A 16,550-nucleotide genomic window follows, 5' to 3' on the forward strand; every position below is an offset into this window, starting at 1 on the left:
AGGATACCAGCTATGTGGGAGCAGATCATGCGGGTCAGGCAACGGGCAATTTGGTCATGGGATGGGTTCTGGCATGTCTACAAGACCGAGGGATCACTGGTGCAATGGCTCGTCTTGAATGTCATTTTTGGGGCGCTGGCTTTACTGTTGCCCCTGTCTGCTGGTGAGCGTGGCATGCTCTTGATGGGCGGGATCATTATTTTGGCCGCCGAATGCATGAACACGGCCATTGAGCGCGTGGTCGATGACATCGGCACGCAGAAGCGCGACGCGGCCAAACATGCCAAGGACTGTGGATCAGCGGCGGTCGCGGTGACGGCAATCGGCGTCGGTGTCGCGTGGGTGTCCGTCATTGTCGGGCTCTTGCGCTAGGCGCCTCGCACTGGCGCAGAATTGATCTATCGCAAGGTATCGGGTGCATCTGTGATGCTAGGCTTGGCAAAAGCGCAACCGGAGGAGCCGATATGCAGACCCGAGGCAAAGCCCGCGATCATTTCTGGCGTGTGATAAAAATGGCAAAGGCCAACAAAGTTGACCTGTCTTCCGCGTTGGACGAGGGGCTGATTACCAGCCATGAATATGCAGATATGATTACCGGGTGTCAGGGGTGCGAGGAAGTCGGAAAATGTGACCGGCTTCTTGCCGAAACAGACCACCATACCGAAGCGCCGAATTACTGCGTGAACCGGGTGACATTCGCGAAGCTCAAGGCTGGATAACGCCGTATTTTTGCAGCGATGGATGGCTGTAACGTTGGGTCCTTTGTAAACGACCTCCAAGAAAGCATTGTTGAGACGTGAAATGCTGCGGGTGGGCTATGCGTCTCACTTACGTCGCCCTGACATTGCTGCCTGCCTCGGCGCTGGCTCAAAACAGAACCCTCCCAACCCAGACGGAACCATTGGTCTAGGCCCAAAGTTGCCCTTGTTGGGATGCGCCGCGGGCGGGGTCATATCCTGATCCGAGGGCAAACCGCCGGCGGTGCTGTGGGACTTCGAATGAGGCGAAATCACTTGTGAAAACAATCTACCTCCGCAAGATACTCGCCAATGCCAGGCATCATATCTGGGTCATGCTGCTGCCCAATGGGACGTTGAAAATCGACGACGGGGAAAGCGGGAGCAGGAACAGTGACCTACGGAATTTGGAGCGTCACATCATCGAGGTGACACCGTGGCTCGGCGGCACCAAGCTGGGCGGAGACAGGTTCCGACGGGTGCAAGATGCGGTCAGGGTTTATCTGGATGATATAAGGGCGTGTTCCCAACACAGGGCAGTCCCCGGCCCTGGGTGGGGGTGAAGCCCCCTCCCGTGGGGAGGGTCGGGGGCTGCCCGGCGATGCCGGGCGTGATGATGGCTAAACCATTATCCAGAATCTCAGAAGCGTGTTTGCATGAATAGAGTTTTTGTGCTGATTGGCCAGCCCATTCGAGCCTTTGGTCCCATGAAACAGATTATTACGCAGTCGGTAGACTATTCGACATAGCGCTTTGCTCAGTTCAGTTTTTTCCGCACCATTTGACAATCCGATCTCCATAACTGGGCGGTCGTTGCGAGCATATTTAATAGGAGCCAGGTGGTCCAATCTATCGTTGTCGCGGTACCTGTCTCTGAAGTAATCGATTGAACAGCGATATTCGGAATTGTTCAAAAGGTTTAGGGCTTCTCGTTTGATGGAAAATGCATCGAGCATGCTTCCGTTGGCTGACCCGCCACATTGCGTCGACTCAAAACATGGCCACAACCAGTTGAAATTGCTGATTTGCTCAATGACTTCATTCGTCAATTGATCGAGGTCCGGAACCACGCGAGCGATAGCCCGATACGTGGGATCATCATAGTTTCTTCGGTTCATCTGACCGCCCCCCACAAATCATACTCCCCAGCCTCCTCAACCGTGACCGTCACCACATCCCCCACGGCCAACCCCTCAGCCCCTTCGTCAATAAACAGGTTCCCGTCGATCTCTGGCGCGTCCGCCCACGTCCGGCAGGTCGCGATGCCGTCTTCGTCGATGTCGTCCACGATGACCTCAAGCGTCCGGCCCACTTTGGCCGCCAGTTTCGCCTCAGAAATCGCCTGCGCCTTCGCCATGAAGCGATCCCAACGGTCTTGTTTGACCTCTGATGCCACATGATCGGGCAGCGCGTTTGACCGCGCCCCGGCCACGTTTTCATATTGAAAACAGCCCACACGATCCAACTGCGCCTCATCCAGCCAAGCCAGCAGATGCTGGAACTCGAACTCCGTCTCGCCCGGGTAGCCCACGATAAAGGTCGACCGCAGGATGATATCAGGGCATTGGGCACGCCAAGCCGCGATCTCATCCAGCGTCTTTGCCCCCGCCGCAGGGCGGGCCATGCGCCGCAGCACGTCGGGGTGGCTATGCTGGAACGGAATATCAAGGTAAGGCAAAACCCCATTTGACGGATCAGCCATCATAGGGATCAGGTCACGCACATGGGGGTAGGGGTAGACGTAATGCAGGCGGACCCATGCCCCCAACTGTCCCAATTCTCGGGTCAGGTCAGTGATGTGGCTGCGCACCTCACCGTCTTTCCATAAATTCACATCGTATTTGCGATCCAATCCATAAGCAGAGGTATCCTGCGAGATCACCAACAGCTCTTTCACGCCTGCATCCACCAGCTTTTCGGCCTCACGTAGGACCGCATGGGCCGGACGCGATACCAGCCGCCCGCGCATGTCCGGGATAATGCAAAACTTGCACTTGTGGTTACAGCCCTCGGAAATCTTCAGATAACTATAGTGGCGGGGCGTCAGGCTGACCCCGCTGGCGGGTAGCAAATCGATGAATGGGTCAGGGGCGGGGGGGACGTTGGCGTGAACGGCATCCAGCACCTGTTCATATTGGTGCGGCCCCGTCACAGCCAGGATCTGCGGGTGATGCTCGCGGATGTAATCAGGCTCTGCACCCAAACAGCCGGTCACAATGACCTTGCCGTTTTCCTGCAACGCCTCACCAATAGCATCAAGGCTTTCGGCCTTCGCGCTATCAAGAAATCCGCAGGTGTTTACGATCACAGCTTCGGCGCCCGCGTAATCGGGGCTGATGGCATAGCCCTCTGCGCGCAGGCGGGTCAGGATACGCTCGCTGTCGACCAATGCTTTGGGGCAGCCAAGGCTGACCATGCCAATCGTTGGCTGGCCGTCGCGCGCGGCGTCGGTGATGCGTGGCTTGGGGGCAAGATCAGGGCGGAGTTCAGGCGGGTTTTGTGTCATTTCGCGCGTATAGCGCGGGGCGTGCGCGCATGGAAGTGGGGTCTGCCCTCCAGAGTGCCAGCGAAAACAAGGACACTGGCCCTTCATTGGCCCGATGCTCGCCACGCATCGCACTGATCGATGACGCGCCCTACGCTGGCGACGTCAGCGACTTCGTTTGCATTTTTTTAATCATTTTGAGCATCGCGCGGCGCGGCAGCAAAGGGATGACCCAATTCAACATGAACCGCAGACGGCCATCATTGATCGCCCGCAATGCTCCGCGGTCCATGGCATCATAGCCGAATTTGGCAACAGCCTCAGGGGTGGCCCCTTTTTGCGCCACCAGTCCAGTGTCTTGCAGATCAGCAACTGCGGCAAATTCCGTTTCGACGTAGCCGGGCTCCAGCGCGGTGACTGTCACACCTTTATCGCGCAATTCTGCGTCCAAGGCTTGGCTGAAGCTGCTGACAAAGGCTTTGGTTGCGTAATAGGTCGCCTGCAAGGGGCCGGGCATATATGCAGCGGTTGAACTCACGTTGAGGATTTTTCCACCACCATTGGCCACCATATCCCGCGCCACCATATGGGTCAGAGACACCAGCGATCCGACGTTGAGGTCAATCATGGCGATATCGGCTGTCAGATCACGGTCGATGAAAGCACCTTGGCCACCGAACCCTGCGTTGTTTATCAAAATATCGATCTTTTGACCCTTCACGGTCTCAAAAAGCTGAGCTGCACCGTCTTCTGCGCCGAGATCGTTGACGACGATCGTCACATTAACGCTGTATGCGTCTTCAAGTTCAGTCTTGAGTGCTTCAAGCGCCCCAGCGCCCCAGCGCGGCGGGCGGTGATGATAACATCGCCACCGCGTTTGGCGTGATAGCGGGCAAATTCGCGACCGATGCCAGAGGAGGCACCAGTGATGAGGGCAGTGTTGGACAAGTTGCGTTCCTTCTTCGCTGTCTTGTCGTTGACATGGGCATTCGCTGGCGGGTGTCAATGCGCAGGCTTGCAAATGCAAAAAGGCCGTCGCGTAAAGGACGGCCTTTTCGTAAAATTAGGAAGTGAGTTTCTATCTTACCGGCGGCGATCCCGGCGTGACGACATCGGCTGAAATGCCACACCGACGTGCGCTTCGCAGTAGGGCTTGCCCTGCTGAACGCTCAAACCACAAAACCAGAAGTCATCCGTAGCGGGATCACCAACAGGCCATTTGCAGGTTTTTTCGGTCAATTCCATCAAGCTGATCCGCTTGGCAGTCTTTTCGATCTCGCTCACCTTAGCGAGGGCCTCGGGGCTGATTTCATTGGCGGATGGCTGCGGTGGCAAGGGCTGCCCCGCAGGAATAATCGCGCGCCGCGCCGCGGAGATAGGTATCCCGTTCTCATCCAGCTCCTGCTCTTGCTTAACGGCAGGCACCGGGGCCGCGGCCTTTTGCTTTGGCGCGGGTTTTGCTGCGGGCCTTGCCGCTGCCGCCGGCTTTTCCTTCGGGGCAGCCTTTGTCGCCGCAGATCCACCGGAGCCTGCGCGGTTCGACAAGCCCAAACGGTGGACTTTGCCGATCACCGCATTTCGGGTGACACCGCCAAGCTCTTTGGCGATCTGGCTGGCCGACTGGCCTTCGCCCCACATCTTTTTGAGCGTCTCTACGCGCTCGTCTGTCCAGGACATATGCGTTCCTTTGATTTTTGGTGACCGGATGTACGTCTCACGTAGATCGGGTCGCAATTCCGAGGTTCTCTGCATATTAGTCACTGTGCGCGGTGATGTGAAGCGGGATGCGCTGTTTTTAGGCAGGTTCTGGTAATGGCGGCGCAAATCGCTATGTCAGGTCACATGCAAAAGGAACAAGTTGATATGAATACGCCGACGCAAATGGGTGTCCGCCGCTTCGGGCGCGTGAACTGGCTGGGGACATGGACACTGGTGCGCCGCGAAATCAGCCGATTTATGAATGTGTGGTCACAGACAGTCATGGCGCCGTTGATTAACGCGGGCCTGTTTTTGATGATCTTCACGATTGCTATTGGCCCACAGCGCGGAGACGTGATGGGTGTCCCCTTCATGACCTTTCTCGCCCCCGGTATTTTAACAATGACGGTGATCCAGAATGCCTTTGCGAATACGTCCTCCAGCCTTGCTTCGGCGAAGGTGCAGGGCAATATCGTTGACACATTGATGCCGCCGCTCGCTGCCGGAGAACTCGTTGCGGGCTATATCGGTGGCGCGGTTGCGCGCGGTGGGCTGGTTGCCATTGTGATCGCCGTTGGTGCCGCACTGTTTTTGGGCGTCGGACTGCAACATCCGGTTTGGGTTGTGGTGTTCGTTTTCCTCGGCTCCGTCCTGATGGGCGGATTGGGGATGATCGCGGGCATATTTGCCAATAAATTTGACCAGCTCTCTGCGATTGCGAACTTTCTGATTACACCTTTGGCATTCCTGTCAGGCACATTCTATTCCATCGAGGCTTTGCCCCCGGTGCTGCAAGCCATGAGCCACGCCAACCCGTTCTTCTATATCATCGACGGGGTGCGTTTCGGGATGATTGGGGTCAGCGACAGCAGCCCCTGGCTCGGCCTTGGTGTTGTCGGTCTGGCTTGCATTGTTGTATTGGGAATATGCCTGCGTTGGATGCACACAGGGTATCGGCTCAAGTCCTAGTAGACGTCCCGGACCGGAATGCCGTGATCGGCCAGAACCGCAATCAGCGTGTCAATATCGGGAAGATCGGCTGAAAATATGCCCTCTTCATCGCCGTTTTTGTAAACAATCGCAATGGAGGTCTCATCGCTGATATTTGTCGCGCGCAGATAGGCGATATCATCAAGTCGCACATACCGCGGGTCGCGCCACGCCGAGAGAACCAGATAATCGGGGTCAACTTTGATGCCGTAGACGGGTTTTGGCACAATCATCCAGGCCGCTGTCACCGTACCAAATATCCAGACCATCCAGATCAGATGATCTGAACCAGTGACCAAAATCATCAACAAAAGGAGTATGACACCTGCCGCGGCAAGCCATATGGCGCCTTTGCTTGGCGCGTTTCGATACTCAAAAGTTTTGTTCATCTTCTTGGCGATAGGGTTCAAAAATGGCGCCATTTGGGCGAAATGGCTGACTTTTTTAGATGATTAGTTAATAGGCACGATGCCGCCTTTCACGCCAAGCAAGCAACGATGCACCGCTCAGAGTGATCCCAGCACCATCGTAACTAACACCGTCCGGCCAAACATCAAAAATCAAAAGATCGTAACCGCTCGCGAAGATCAAGGTCACATAGCTGAACGGCATGATGAAGCTCGCGTCCGCGCGTGCAACGGCATTCATAAAGCACGCCCGTGCCGTAGCCATCAACAATCCAAGGGTAATAAGGGCTGCCCATTGCGCCCCTGTCGGCATTACCCAGAACGGAAGGACCGTCAAAGTTGCGATGACCAGACCGATGCTGTTGTTGATAAGCAGGACCTGAAATCTGGCTTCCCTGTTGGCCAGTTTCTTGATGAAAATCAGCTCAGGTCCCATGGGCGTTGCAGCCTCCAAAGCCAGCAATCCGGCCACTTGAAATGTGTCAGGGCCGGGGCGCAGCAACACCATTGCCCCAATTAGAGCGCTAAATGCAGCAAACCAACGCCACGGTCCGACGGTTTCCTTCAGCAATGGGATCGTCGGAAGCATCCCGAAAACAGGGTTCAGGAAGCTTATAGTAGTGGCATCTGACAAAGGGATGAATGCAACAGCGGCAAACATCAGCGTTGCGCCCCCCAGCCAAAGACAGTCCGGCCGACGTGAAGCCCCCAATGCGGGCGGGCGATCTTGGGACGCATGATCGCAGCGGCGGTTGCGATGGCCGTGAAGGCAGACAGGAACCGGCCGTGCGATATCTGTAACGGATGCAGAGGTGGCCGTAACCGTTCCCCGCCCAACAGCTTGGCCATTATCATGGTGCCCGCGATAAAGGCAGTGGCGGTCAGCATCAGGGACACGGCTAATGGCGCATTTGGGTGCGCAGGGTCATGCCGCCGCAGTGCCCCCGGTAGAGCGCAGTTGCAAGCGCCGCGATTTTGGCTTTTCTCGGCGCGTTTCTTCGGCTACGCAGGCGCTATGAAGATGCAACAGACATATGCAAGCCGACGCCGACGCTGACCGCGCCGCCTATTGTCACGTCCTTCGAAATCTCTAAATTATTGACACCGCCTATACGGTCCTGCACCAATCAGGCTTACCCCAAAGGAAGATTGCGATGATCGCTTCTATTCTGCCCACCTATTCCCGTGCCCCCCTGACATTCGTGTCCGGTGAGGGCTCTTGGCTGGTTGAGCAGGATGGACGACGTTTTCTTGACCTGGGTGCAGGGATTGCAGTGAATGCACTGGGCCATGCGCATCCGGGCTTGGTGGCGGCTTTGAGCACTCAGGCAAACACGCTTTGGCATGTTTCAAATCTTTATAATATTCCGGCACAACAAAAGCTGGCCGATGCGCTTGTGGAACAGACATTCGCGGACACGGTTTTCTTTACGAACTCCGGAACGGAAGCCTGTGAGTTGGCCGTCAAAATGACGCGCAAATACTGGTTTGATAAAGGTGCGCCGGACCGGACGGAAATCATCACATTCAGCGGGTCATTTCATGGGCGCTCCAGCGCGGGGATCGCGGCTGCGGGGTCTGAAAAGATGACCAAAGGCTTTGGGCCACTTTTGCCGGGGTTTACCCATTTGGAATTTGGCGACCATGATGCATTGCAGGCTGCGGCCTCTGACAGGATCGCGGCGATCATGGTGGAGCCTGTGCAGGGGGAAGGCGGTATTCGTCCGCTGCCTGACGTATGCCTGAAGGGTTTGCGCGATCTGTGCGATGAACATGGCATCCTGCTGATCCTTGACGAAGTACAATGCGGGATGGGCCGGACAGGTAAGCTCTTTGCACATGAATGGGCCGGGATCACACCTGATATCATGATGGTGGCAAAAGGCATCGGCGGCGGTTTTCCGTTGGGGGCTGTGCTGGCTACGCAAAATGCGGCCTCTGGCATGACGGCGGGCACACATGGGTCGACCTACGGCGGCAATCCACTTGCTTGTGCGGTCGGCGCAAAAGTGATGGAGATCGTGGGCGACGACGCATTTCTGGCAGAGGTGAACCGCAAGGCGGCGCTGATGCGCCAAAAGCTCGAAGGGCTGGTCGCGGCGCATCCAGGTGTCTTCGAGGCGGTACGCGGATCGGGTCTGATGCTGGGCCTGAAGTGCAAGGCGGCCAATAGTGATGTTGTCTCGGCCGGGTTCAGGCAGGGTGTACTGACCGTTCCCGCCGCTGACAATGTTGTGCGGCTTTTGCCTGCGCTGAACATCGCAGACACCGATATCGCGGAGGCCGTTACGCGGCTTGATGCGGCGGCGTCCGGGATTGCGGGGGGAGATGCGTAATTTTACCTTCCGCAGACTGACCCGATCTGACCTGCCGTTGATGGAACGATGGCTGGATAGCGCACATGTTCGCGGATGGTGGCCCGATGCCGAACGTCAGGTGAATATGATGCTTGAAGATATTGATAACCCTGCAATCAACATGCTGGTGGTCTGCCTGATCGATCATCCCTTTGGCTATATGCATGACTACGACGCGCACGCCTATCGGCAACCCCAGTTTGCAGATTTGCCAACCGGCACACGCGTATTGAGCACCTTTGTTGGCGATCCGGGGTTCACCGGGCAGGGACATGCTCCGGCCTATATTGAAGCCCGCACCCGTGATCTGCGTCTTCGTCACCCGTTGGTTGCAGTCGGGCCGGACGCCAAAGACAGCTTTGCGATTTCCACCTATGGCAAAGCAGGCTTCCGCAGACGACGCCTTTGCCCTTCCCGCAGCGGGCGTCTTGTCCATGTGATGACCAAACTCTGAAATTCCGCGCCCAAGACGGCCTCTACCAAAGCGAACACCTATGACCCATTTTCTGGATATCCACACGACCGCCCCGACCCATCTGCGGCAGATCATCGACACTGCGCGCGATATGAAAGACGCCCGCGCCGGCCAGCCAAAAGGCACGCTGGACGCCGAACAGCCGCTTGCCAACTTCATGGTCGCGCTGATCTTTGAAAAACCCTCAACCCGGACGAGGGTGTCTTTTGATGTGGGCGTGCGCCAGATGGGGGGGCAAACGATGGTGCTCTCTGGTGCGGATATGCAGCTTGGACACGGTGAGACGATCGCTGACACAGCCCGCGTGCTGTCGCGTTATGTGGACCTGATTATGATCCGCACTTTTGAAGAACAAACGCTGCTGGATATGGCCGAGTATGCAACGGTGCCGGTGATTAATGGCCTGACGAACCGGACCCACCCGTGTCAGATCATGGCTGATATCATGACCTTCGAGGAGCACAACGGCCCGATCAAAGGCAAGAAGGTCGTCTGGTCAGGCGACGGCAACAATGTTTTCGCCAGCTTCGCACATGCGGCCAAGCAGTTTGAGTTTGACCTTGTATTCACGGGCCCGCCGCCACTTGACCCTGAGCCATCGCTGGACGGGCTATACACCATTGAGCGCGATCCAAACTTAGCGGTGAAAGGCGCCGATCTGGTGGTGACGGACACTTGGGTGAGTATGCATGATCCGCAATCAGCCCGCGAACGTCGGCACAACCAGTTGCGCGGCTATCAAGTCAATGACGCGTTGATGGAGAAGGCCAAGGATGATGCGCTGTTCATGCACTGCCTGCCCGCGCACCGCGATGATGAGGCGACAAGCAGCGTCATGGATGGTCCGCATTCAGTGATCTTTGATGAGGCGGAAAACCGGCTTCATGCGCAAAAGGCAATTATGAGGCATTGTCTGGGGGTCTAACGGCGCGAGGTATGCCTGCAACCTGCGATGCCCCCCCGCGGACCGCGCGCTTTAAGACAGGATTATGCAAGTGCTTTCAGCAGCGCCTTTAGCCCCGTGTCATTCACCTTCTTTGCAGCCTTCTTCAGCGACATCCAATTACGCTTGCGAAATGCCGCCTCTGGATAGCTGTCGACCATGCTCTTCACATCAATCCGGTACACGCTGACCTGACAGGGCACGCGGCGCCCGTCGTCGTAACGCTTTTCGGTCATGTAGCCGCCAATGGGGGCTTTGGTGACACGGGCCTTATCGACACCCGCCTCCTCCCAGGCTTCCAGTTTCGCGGTCTGCGCATCGGTATGCCCGTCCATCGGCCAACCCTTGGGTACAATCCACCGCCCGCGCGAGGACTTCACCAGGAGCACCTGTTGCTCGCCATCGATCACGCGCAAGCACAGCGCGCCGACCTGCACAATTGTGCTGGGGTCAGGGACACGGACCGAAAGGCCGGTCCAGAAGGATCGGTCGAGATTGCTCATTTTACCTGCCAATAGGTTGTTTTTATTGATCGTGTATTAACACAGCGCGATTCGATGCGCAAATCGACCTAGGTGCCACGCGGTTTTGCGCGCAATGTCGGATCGGCTTTTGTCGGGTCTTCGGGCCATGGATGGCGCGGATAGCGCCCGCGCATGTCACGGCGCACGTCCGCATAGGAGCTTGCCCAAAAGCCGGCGATATCTTGGGTGACTTGCACCGGTTTTTGGCCCGGCGACAGCAAAGTGACGCGCAATGGTTCGCGCCCAATCATCGGGTGGCGGGTGACACCGAACATCTCTTGAAGGCGCAGGGTTATCGCGGGAGCGTCGCCCCCGTAGTCAATCGGGATTTTACGCCCCAATGGTGTGGTGAAATGCGACGGTGCCGCAGCATCAAGCCTTTGGGTTTGTCCCCAGTCCAACATCGCGCGCAAGGCAGGCAGCAGATCAAGGCGCTTCCAGTCGTCGATCGTCCGCACCCCATCCAGATAGGGCGGCAACCAATCTTCTGCGGTCGCCAGCAGGTGGTCATCATCCATCGCGGGCAGGCCATCGACGAGCGCCACGCGCGCACGAAATCTGTCTGCCGCCGCAGAAGGGCGCAGGCCCAACTGTCGCACGCCCTCCAACATCGCTTTGGCAATTTGATCTGTCGGCGCATCAACCCAAACCCGATCTGCGAGCACCAACGCCCCAAAGCTCTCTTGCTGGCGCGCCACCACGCGGCCTTCGCGTTTGGACCATTCACAGACGTCGCGCCAGACGAACTGACCGCCGTAGAGGTCGCGCAAGTCACGCTCGGAGAGTGCTGCGGCCTGTCGGATCCGGGCTTCACGCGCGTCGCCGTCAAGATCAATGGCAACAATCAGCCGTTGCCCCGCAAGTGTATCGCCAGCATCCATCTTGGCACCTTTGCCACCTGACAAAACATAGCGCGCGTCATCACCCTTGCGACGCAGACCAATCCGGTCCGGATAGGCCAGTGCGGCCTGTTGCCCCGCACTCAGCTTTGGCCCATTTGGACGCCCCTTCTTTAGCCTTGGTATCTCTGCCTTGATCTGCGCGAGCGCTGCGGCATTCACCGTTCCCGGCCCATCATAGCGCCCGGCAAGGGCCGTCATGCGTAGCGACAGATCCACCGGAGCGCCGCGCAAAGGGTCGCGGGCGGCGATCAGGGCCGCAAGTCGTGCAGCCTGCGCGCCCGCCCGTTCCAGCATATGCGCAAGACGCGGATGCAATGGTAAAGACGCCAAAGCGCGCCCGTGATCGGTAATGCGCAAATGCGCATCCAACGCACCAAGCCCTTGCAACAAAGCGCGCGCTTCGGCCAATGCAGCCGGAGGTGGAAGGGTCAGAAACGCAAGATCGTCGCTGCCCCAAACGGCCAATTCCAGCGCCAGTCCGGCCAGATCGGCGGCTTCAATCTCTGGCGGAGCAAAGGCGGTCAGGGCGCCGCCTTCTCCTTTCGTCCAAAGGCAATAAGCATCACCAGGGGCCACCCGACCGGCGCGGCCTGCACGTTGCGTGGCCTCAGCTTTGCTGACCCGTTCGGTGACGAGCCGTGACATGCCAGAACCGGGATCAAACCGCGCCCGCCGGGCGCGCCCCGCATCAATCACGACGCGAATGTCCTCAATTGTGAGTGAAGTTTCGGCGATCGACGTCGAGAGGACGATCTTGCGCCCTTGCTGCACTGGCGCAATCGCCTTGCGCTGGGCGGCAAAAGGCAAGGCGCCATAAAGTGGCCGGACAATGACATGATCCGGCAATCGCCCGGCGAGAAGTGCTTCGGTGCGACGGATTTCGCCCTCTCCGGGGAGGAATACAAGCATTCCGCCTTGCGTTTGCGCCAAAGCCTCAAGGATAAGATCAGCGGTCGCCGTCTCGAGCCGGGTCGTCTTGGGCACGGCGCGCGGCAGGAAATGCGTTGTCACAGGAAATGACCGGCCCTCTGCGGTGATAATGGGCGCATTGTCGAGCATCGCGGCAACTGGCTCCGCGTCCAATGTGGCCGACATGACGATGACCATGAGGTCAGGGCGCACAACAGATCGCGCCTCCCAGGTCAATGCCAACCCCAAGTCCGCGTTAAGGGAGCGTTCGTGAAATTCGTCGAAGATGACAGCGCCGACCCCCTTGAGCTCAGGATCGGTCTGGATCATGCGCGTCAGGATACCTTCGGTCACCACTTCAACGCGACGGCCGGCCTTGGTATCACCGCGCATACGGTAGCCAATGGTGCCGCCCGGCGTTTCGCCAAGACCCTCTGCCAGTCGCTCCGCGGCGGCACGTGTGGCAAGACGGCGGGGTTCTAGCATGATGATCTTGCCAGCGACGATATCCGCATCAAGCAAGGCCAAAGGCACCCGCGTGGTCTTGCCGGCACCGGGTGGGGCCTGCAGAACCGCGCGCCCGTGATCGCGCAGAGCAGTGACAAGATCAGGCAGGATTGGGTCGATGGGCAAAGCGGTCATGGGCAAGCTTTGCCACAAGGTGGATCAAGACACCACCTTGGAGGGCAGCAAGCTGCGCAAGGTGGATTTCAATCCACCACCCCCCAACAAATGAAAAATCCGGCTGCGCTGGCGCAACCGGATTTCAAAATGCGTTTGAACAGGTGTGCTTAAGCCGCAGTGGCTTTCACAATCTCTTTCTTGACCTTCAGCGCGTCCGCAGACAGCTCTGCGTCTTTGGCTTTCGCCATGAACGCATCCAAACCACCACGGTGATCGACAGTGCGCAGAGCCGCGTTCGAGATCTTGAATTTGAAAGAACGCCCCAGAACGTCAGACTGCAATGTCACGTCCTGCAGGTTCGGCAAAAAACGGCGGCGGGTGCGGTTTTTGGCGTGGCTGACATTGTTGCCAGACATTGGGCCTTTTCCGGTCAGTTCGCAACGGCGCGACATGAGCATGTTCCTTGTCTTGAGGACGCAGCAAACCCGAATGGTCGGCGCATCCTATGATAGGGGGTTGAAACCCCGCATCTGCAGGGTCGTGAATAAGATCAGCGCGAGATAGGCGGATTCCTTGATCCCGTCAACCCGATTTGGCGGCCTTTGCACAATCAATCAAGCGGTATCGTCAGTGCAATCGTTTCAAAAGCGGCGTCAGCACCGCATCAGCCGCTGCTGCAGGTGTTTTGAGGCCGCTGCGGACGTCTTTTTCCGCTTGAGCGACCTGCGCGGCCGTCTGCGGATCATCTTGCAGAATTGACAGTAATCCAGCCCGCACATCTTCGCTGAACCAATAACTGGCCTGCGCGTCGCGTGTGCTTTGCCAGACACTGCTTTGCTGGCGCCAATCAGCCAGCGTTTGCATCTCTTCCCATGCGGTTTGCAGGCCAGCGGCCTCTAATGCGGAAATCGTCAATGCCTTGGGGAAACCGTCAGGGTCTTGCGCGCGCTTTCGCAAAAGCCGCAAAGCACCGGCGTAATCGGCGCAGGTCCGCGTCGCCTGGGCTTTGAGATCACCATCGGCTTTATTGACCAAGATCAGGTCCGCCATTTCCATGATGCCGCGCTTGACGCCTTGCAATTCGTCGCCACCGGCAGGGGCCAAAAGCAGGACAAAGAGGTCGGCCATTTGCGCCACCACAGTCTCGGACTGGCCGACGCCAACGGTTTCAATCAATACAATGTCAAATCCCGCCGCTTCGCAAAGGGCGACCGCCTCACGGGATCTGCGCGCCACACCACCGAGCTGGGTTTGGCTGGGTGAGGGGCGGATGAAGGCATTCGGATCGCGCGCCAGATGATCCATGCGGGTCTTATCGCCCAAAATCGACCCGCCGGAGCGTGCAGAAGACGGGTCAACCGCAAGAACCGCCACGCGTTTGCCGAATCCTGTCAGCATCAACCCGAAGCTTTCGATGAAGGTGGATTTGCCCACCCCCGGCGTGCCGGACAAGCCAATGCGCAGGGCCTGTTTTTTGGCACCCAGCATATCCAGCAGGGCCAAAGCATCAATCCGGTGGTCGGCACGGTCACTTTCAACAAGCGTGATCGCACGCGCCAATGAGCGGCGGTCACCGGATCGGACGCCTTCGGCAAGGGCATGGATATCAACTGCATTGACCATACCGCCTTCATATCGGGCAGGTCGCAAAGGTAAAGGTCCTCAATGCGGGCTAGATGGATTGAAAGCGTCTTTGTGGCTATGCTGGTGGCATAAGGGAAGGTGTTAGATCATGTCTGAAGGATACGTACCGTTTTATGACGTAAGAAACCTGGCTTCTTATCGGGTCACTGCAAAGGAGATGCGGTATCAGGGTGGTATGCGCTGATGCGGATTTTGTTCGTCTGCCTGGGAAACATATGTCGTTCACCTGCCGCGGAAGGTGTGATGCGTCATCTGGCGCCGGAGTTGAAGCTGGATAGCGCTGGCACGGGCGACTGGCACGTCGGTGATGCACCCTATGGGCCGATGCAAGAGGCGGCGTGCGCCCGAGGTGTTGATCTCAGCGGGTTACGCGCACGCCAATTTGTCGCGGCGGACTTCGACCGGTTCGATCTGATCGTCGCGATGGACCGTCAGAACAAAGCCGATATTGAGCGGCTCAGGCCGATGGGAAACCAGAGCCCCGTGCGGACGATGGCCGACTTGGATATTCCTGACCCCTACTATACCCGCGACTTTGACGGCGCCTTGGAGAAGATCAATGCGGCGGCCAGAGATTTGCTTGCACAATTATTCGGCGCATCAGGGAATTGACCTCATTTCAGCGATGGGTCAAAACGCCGCGCTAACCAGAACATGGTGACAAGGCCGAGAAATACGCGACCCAATGTCCCGAAGTAATATGAGAAAAAATGGAATAAACTCGGGGTCGCGCCCCGATAGGCCATCGTAATACCAGACTTGGCTGCCCACCAAGTGCTGAGGGCTACACCGGCAAGTGCGACGACCGTAACACAGCCCGTCATCGTCCAGAACCTGCGCTGGATCACGTACCATATCATTGGGCCAGCCATGACACCCAACCCGGTTATCAGGCCGATGAGGCGCAAAACTGGGTCAAGTTCGGTCATGCATCCAATGGCCGACATATCTCCGAGGACAGATCGCTGAAGGCGCGGTACCGGCCCCAAAACCGTTCGTCTGCAAAGCTGCTGGACTGGCGGGTGTCTTGCGCCAACTGTGGATTTGCAAAAAAGCTGGCAGCGCGAGCTTGATCGCCGCTGGACAAGGATTGGTTCGCAACTTGTTGGACACAAGAACAAAGAGCCGGACTAGCGGCACTTCTATTGGCCGCCATGCAGGCTTGAGAAATATCACCGGTAACGGCGGGGCTGCCGCCGCAGGCTGCCAATAGCATAAATGCTGTCACTACAAATTTTTTCCGCATCAGTGATCCCCTGCTCCGCCTGCCGGGTTTGCCCCGGTCGCTCATTTTTGAATGTGTCGTGTAGCAAAACTATGACGGCAGAGTATTTCCAATGCAATTGCAGATCGATCACCGGGCTGTGACAAAAAAGACATTTCTGGGCCCTGTTCGTCCAGACGAAAGGCAGGCTCGCCGGGGTTGGCCTCCGTTTGCAAACCGCTGTCTGAACCGGCCTGCTGATTGCGTCAGACCAGCCAGCGATGCGTCCGATATGTGCCTTGAGCGCGAAAACAATCCAGCCATAATCCGCAGATAACCATGCCGCTTGACCAACCCCCCAAAGCGCATCATATCCCTGCCATGACTGATCTTTCGCACATCCGTAATTTCTCGATCGTGGCGCATATCGACCACGGAAAATCGACACTCGCCGACCGGCTGATCCAGTCCACCAACACGGTGGCTGATCGGGATATGAAGGCGCAGCTTCTGGACAGTATGGATATCGAGCGTGAGCGCGGGATCACCATCAAGGCCAACACTGTGCGTATCGACTACCGGGCGGACAATGGCGAAGACTACGTGCTGAACCTGATCGACACCCCCGGGCATGTGGATTTCGCCTATGAG

At 57.6% G+C, this 16,550-nt stretch carries 18 protein-coding genes and 2 pseudogenes; 9 read left to right on the top strand and 11 right to left on the bottom strand.

Annotated elements, in window-relative coordinates; translation table 11 throughout:
• The first annotated feature begins 12 nt into the window (after positions 1–12).
• The 3 genes and pseudogenes from ACFDSS_RS01105 to ACFDSS_RS01115 all read left to right on the top strand — a co-directional run.
• Positions 13–372 (top strand): diacylglycerol kinase, encoded by a 360-nt coding sequence (locus tag ACFDSS_RS01105; RefSeq protein WP_375253906.1) that lies wholly within the window; start codon positions 13–15, stop codon positions 370–372.
• A gap of 92 nt (positions 373–464) precedes the next feature.
• A complete protein-coding gene (locus ACFDSS_RS01110; protein ID WP_375253907.1) occupies positions 465–719 on the top strand; it encodes a DUF6455 family protein in 255 nt (84 codons plus the stop codon).
• Between the two features lie 284 nt (positions 720–1,003).
• Positions 1,004–1,300 (top strand): annotated as a pseudogene (locus ACFDSS_RS01115) (hypothetical protein); the annotation flags it as partial.
• A gap of 551 nt (positions 1,301–1,851) precedes the next feature.
• Here the strand turns inward: ACFDSS_RS01115 and rimO are convergent.
• From rimO to ACFDSS_RS01135, 4 genes are all read right to left on the bottom strand, one after another.
• On the bottom strand, positions 1,852–3,243 hold the full coding sequence (gene rimO / locus ACFDSS_RS01120; RefSeq protein ID WP_375253908.1) for a 30S ribosomal protein S12 methylthiotransferase RimO: 1,392 nt from the start codon (positions 3,241–3,243) through the stop codon (positions 1,852–1,854).
• Between the two features lie 130 nt (positions 3,244–3,373).
• On the bottom strand, positions 3,374–4,003 hold the full coding sequence (locus ACFDSS_RS01125) for an SDR family NAD(P)-dependent oxidoreductase (RefSeq protein WP_375253909.1): 630 nt from the start codon (positions 4,001–4,003) through the stop codon (positions 3,374–3,376).
• On the bottom strand, positions 4,000–4,170 hold the full coding sequence (locus ACFDSS_RS01130; protein ID WP_375253910.1) for an SDR family NAD(P)-dependent oxidoreductase: 171 nt from the start codon (positions 4,168–4,170) through the stop codon (positions 4,000–4,002). Before ACFDSS_RS01130 ends, ACFDSS_RS01125 begins: the two co-directional genes overlap by 4 nt.
• 135 nt (positions 4,171–4,305) lie before the next feature.
• Positions 4,306–4,899 carry a GcrA family cell cycle regulator gene (locus tag ACFDSS_RS01135; RefSeq protein ID WP_375253911.1) on the bottom strand — a complete coding sequence of 198 codons (594 nt, stop codon included), beginning with the start codon at positions 4,897–4,899 and terminating at the stop codon, positions 4,306–4,308.
• Between the two features lie 165 nt (positions 4,900–5,064).
• Between ACFDSS_RS01135 and ACFDSS_RS01140 the strand changes: the two genes are divergently transcribed.
• Positions 5,065–5,889: an ABC transporter permease gene (locus ACFDSS_RS01140; RefSeq protein ID WP_375253912.1), complete on the top strand. Its 825-nt coding sequence runs from the start codon at positions 5,065–5,067 to the stop codon at positions 5,887–5,889.
• Here the strand turns inward: ACFDSS_RS01140 and ACFDSS_RS01145 are convergent.
• Both ACFDSS_RS01145 and ACFDSS_RS01150 read right to left on the bottom strand, forming a co-directional pair.
• Positions 5,886–6,215, bottom strand: coding sequence for a hypothetical protein (locus tag ACFDSS_RS01145; RefSeq protein WP_375253913.1), 330 nt, complete (start codon positions 6,213–6,215; stop codon positions 5,886–5,888). The genes ACFDSS_RS01140 and ACFDSS_RS01145 overlap by 4 nt on opposite strands.
• A gap of 151 nt (positions 6,216–6,366) precedes the next feature.
• Positions 6,367–7,205, bottom strand: a pseudogene (locus tag ACFDSS_RS01150) (DMT family transporter).
• Positions 7,206–7,471: 266 nt separating this feature from the next.
• On the opposite strand from ACFDSS_RS01150, the gene ACFDSS_RS01155 reads away from it, so the two are divergent.
• Genes ACFDSS_RS01155 through argF form a run of 3 tightly spaced genes read left to right on the top strand, consistent with a single transcriptional unit; the run spans position 7,472 to position 10,074 of the window.
• Complete coding sequence (locus tag ACFDSS_RS01155) at positions 7,472–8,653, top strand: aspartate aminotransferase family protein (RefSeq protein ID WP_375253914.1); 1,182 nt, start codon at positions 7,472–7,474, stop codon at positions 8,651–8,653.
• Positions 8,646–9,128, top strand: coding sequence for a GNAT family N-acetyltransferase (locus tag ACFDSS_RS01160; RefSeq protein WP_375253915.1), 483 nt, complete (start codon positions 8,646–8,648; stop codon positions 9,126–9,128). The genes ACFDSS_RS01155 and ACFDSS_RS01160 overlap by 8 nt, the downstream gene beginning before the upstream one ends.
• Positions 9,129–9,168: 40 nt before the next feature.
• A complete protein-coding gene (gene argF / locus ACFDSS_RS01165; RefSeq protein ID WP_375253916.1) occupies positions 9,169–10,074 on the top strand; it encodes an ornithine carbamoyltransferase in 906 nt (301 codons plus the stop codon).
• A gap of 62 nt (positions 10,075–10,136) precedes the next feature.
• Here argF and ACFDSS_RS01170 read toward each other — a convergent pair whose 3' ends face one another.
• The 4 genes from ACFDSS_RS01170 to meaB all read right to left on the bottom strand — a co-directional run bounded on the left by ACFDSS_RS01170 (position 10,137) and on the right by meaB (position 14,674).
• Positions 10,137–10,595, bottom strand: coding sequence for an NUDIX hydrolase (locus ACFDSS_RS01170; RefSeq protein WP_375253917.1), 459 nt, complete (start codon positions 10,593–10,595; stop codon positions 10,137–10,139).
• Positions 10,596–10,663: 68 nt separating this feature from the next.
• Positions 10,664–13,069, bottom strand: coding sequence for an ATP-dependent helicase HrpB (hrpB, locus tag ACFDSS_RS01175; protein ID WP_375253918.1), 2,406 nt, complete (start codon positions 13,067–13,069; stop codon positions 10,664–10,666).
• Between the two features lie 149 nt (positions 13,070–13,218).
• Complete coding sequence (rpmB, locus tag ACFDSS_RS01180; protein WP_375253919.1) at positions 13,219–13,503, bottom strand: 50S ribosomal protein L28; 285 nt, start codon at positions 13,501–13,503, stop codon at positions 13,219–13,221.
• A gap of 175 nt (positions 13,504–13,678) precedes the next feature.
• A complete protein-coding gene (gene meaB / locus ACFDSS_RS01185; protein ID WP_375253920.1) occupies positions 13,679–14,674 on the bottom strand; it encodes a methylmalonyl Co-A mutase-associated GTPase MeaB in 996 nt (331 codons plus the stop codon).
• 204 nt (positions 14,675–14,878) lie between these two features.
• Between meaB and ACFDSS_RS01190 the strand changes: the two genes are divergently transcribed.
• Entirely contained in the window at positions 14,879–15,307 is a 429-nt protein-coding gene (locus ACFDSS_RS01190; protein WP_375253921.1) for a low molecular weight protein-tyrosine-phosphatase, read from the top strand.
• A gap of 2 nt (positions 15,308–15,309) precedes the next feature.
• On the opposite strand, the gene ACFDSS_RS01195 is transcribed toward ACFDSS_RS01190, so the two are convergent.
• On the bottom strand, positions 15,310–15,624 hold the full coding sequence (locus ACFDSS_RS01195; RefSeq protein WP_375253922.1) for a hypothetical protein: 315 nt from the start codon (positions 15,622–15,624) through the stop codon (positions 15,310–15,312).
• 656 nt (positions 15,625–16,280) lie between these two features.
• On the opposite strand from ACFDSS_RS01195, the gene ACFDSS_RS01200 reads away from it, so the two are divergent.
• Positions 16,281–16,550: GTP-binding protein (locus ACFDSS_RS01200; RefSeq protein ID WP_375253923.1), on the top strand; the 270-nt coding region annotated here is incomplete at its 3' end.

Source organism: Yoonia sp. (genome assembly GCF_042093035.1).
GTDB lineage: Bacteria > Pseudomonadota > Alphaproteobacteria > Rhodobacterales > Rhodobacteraceae > Yoonia.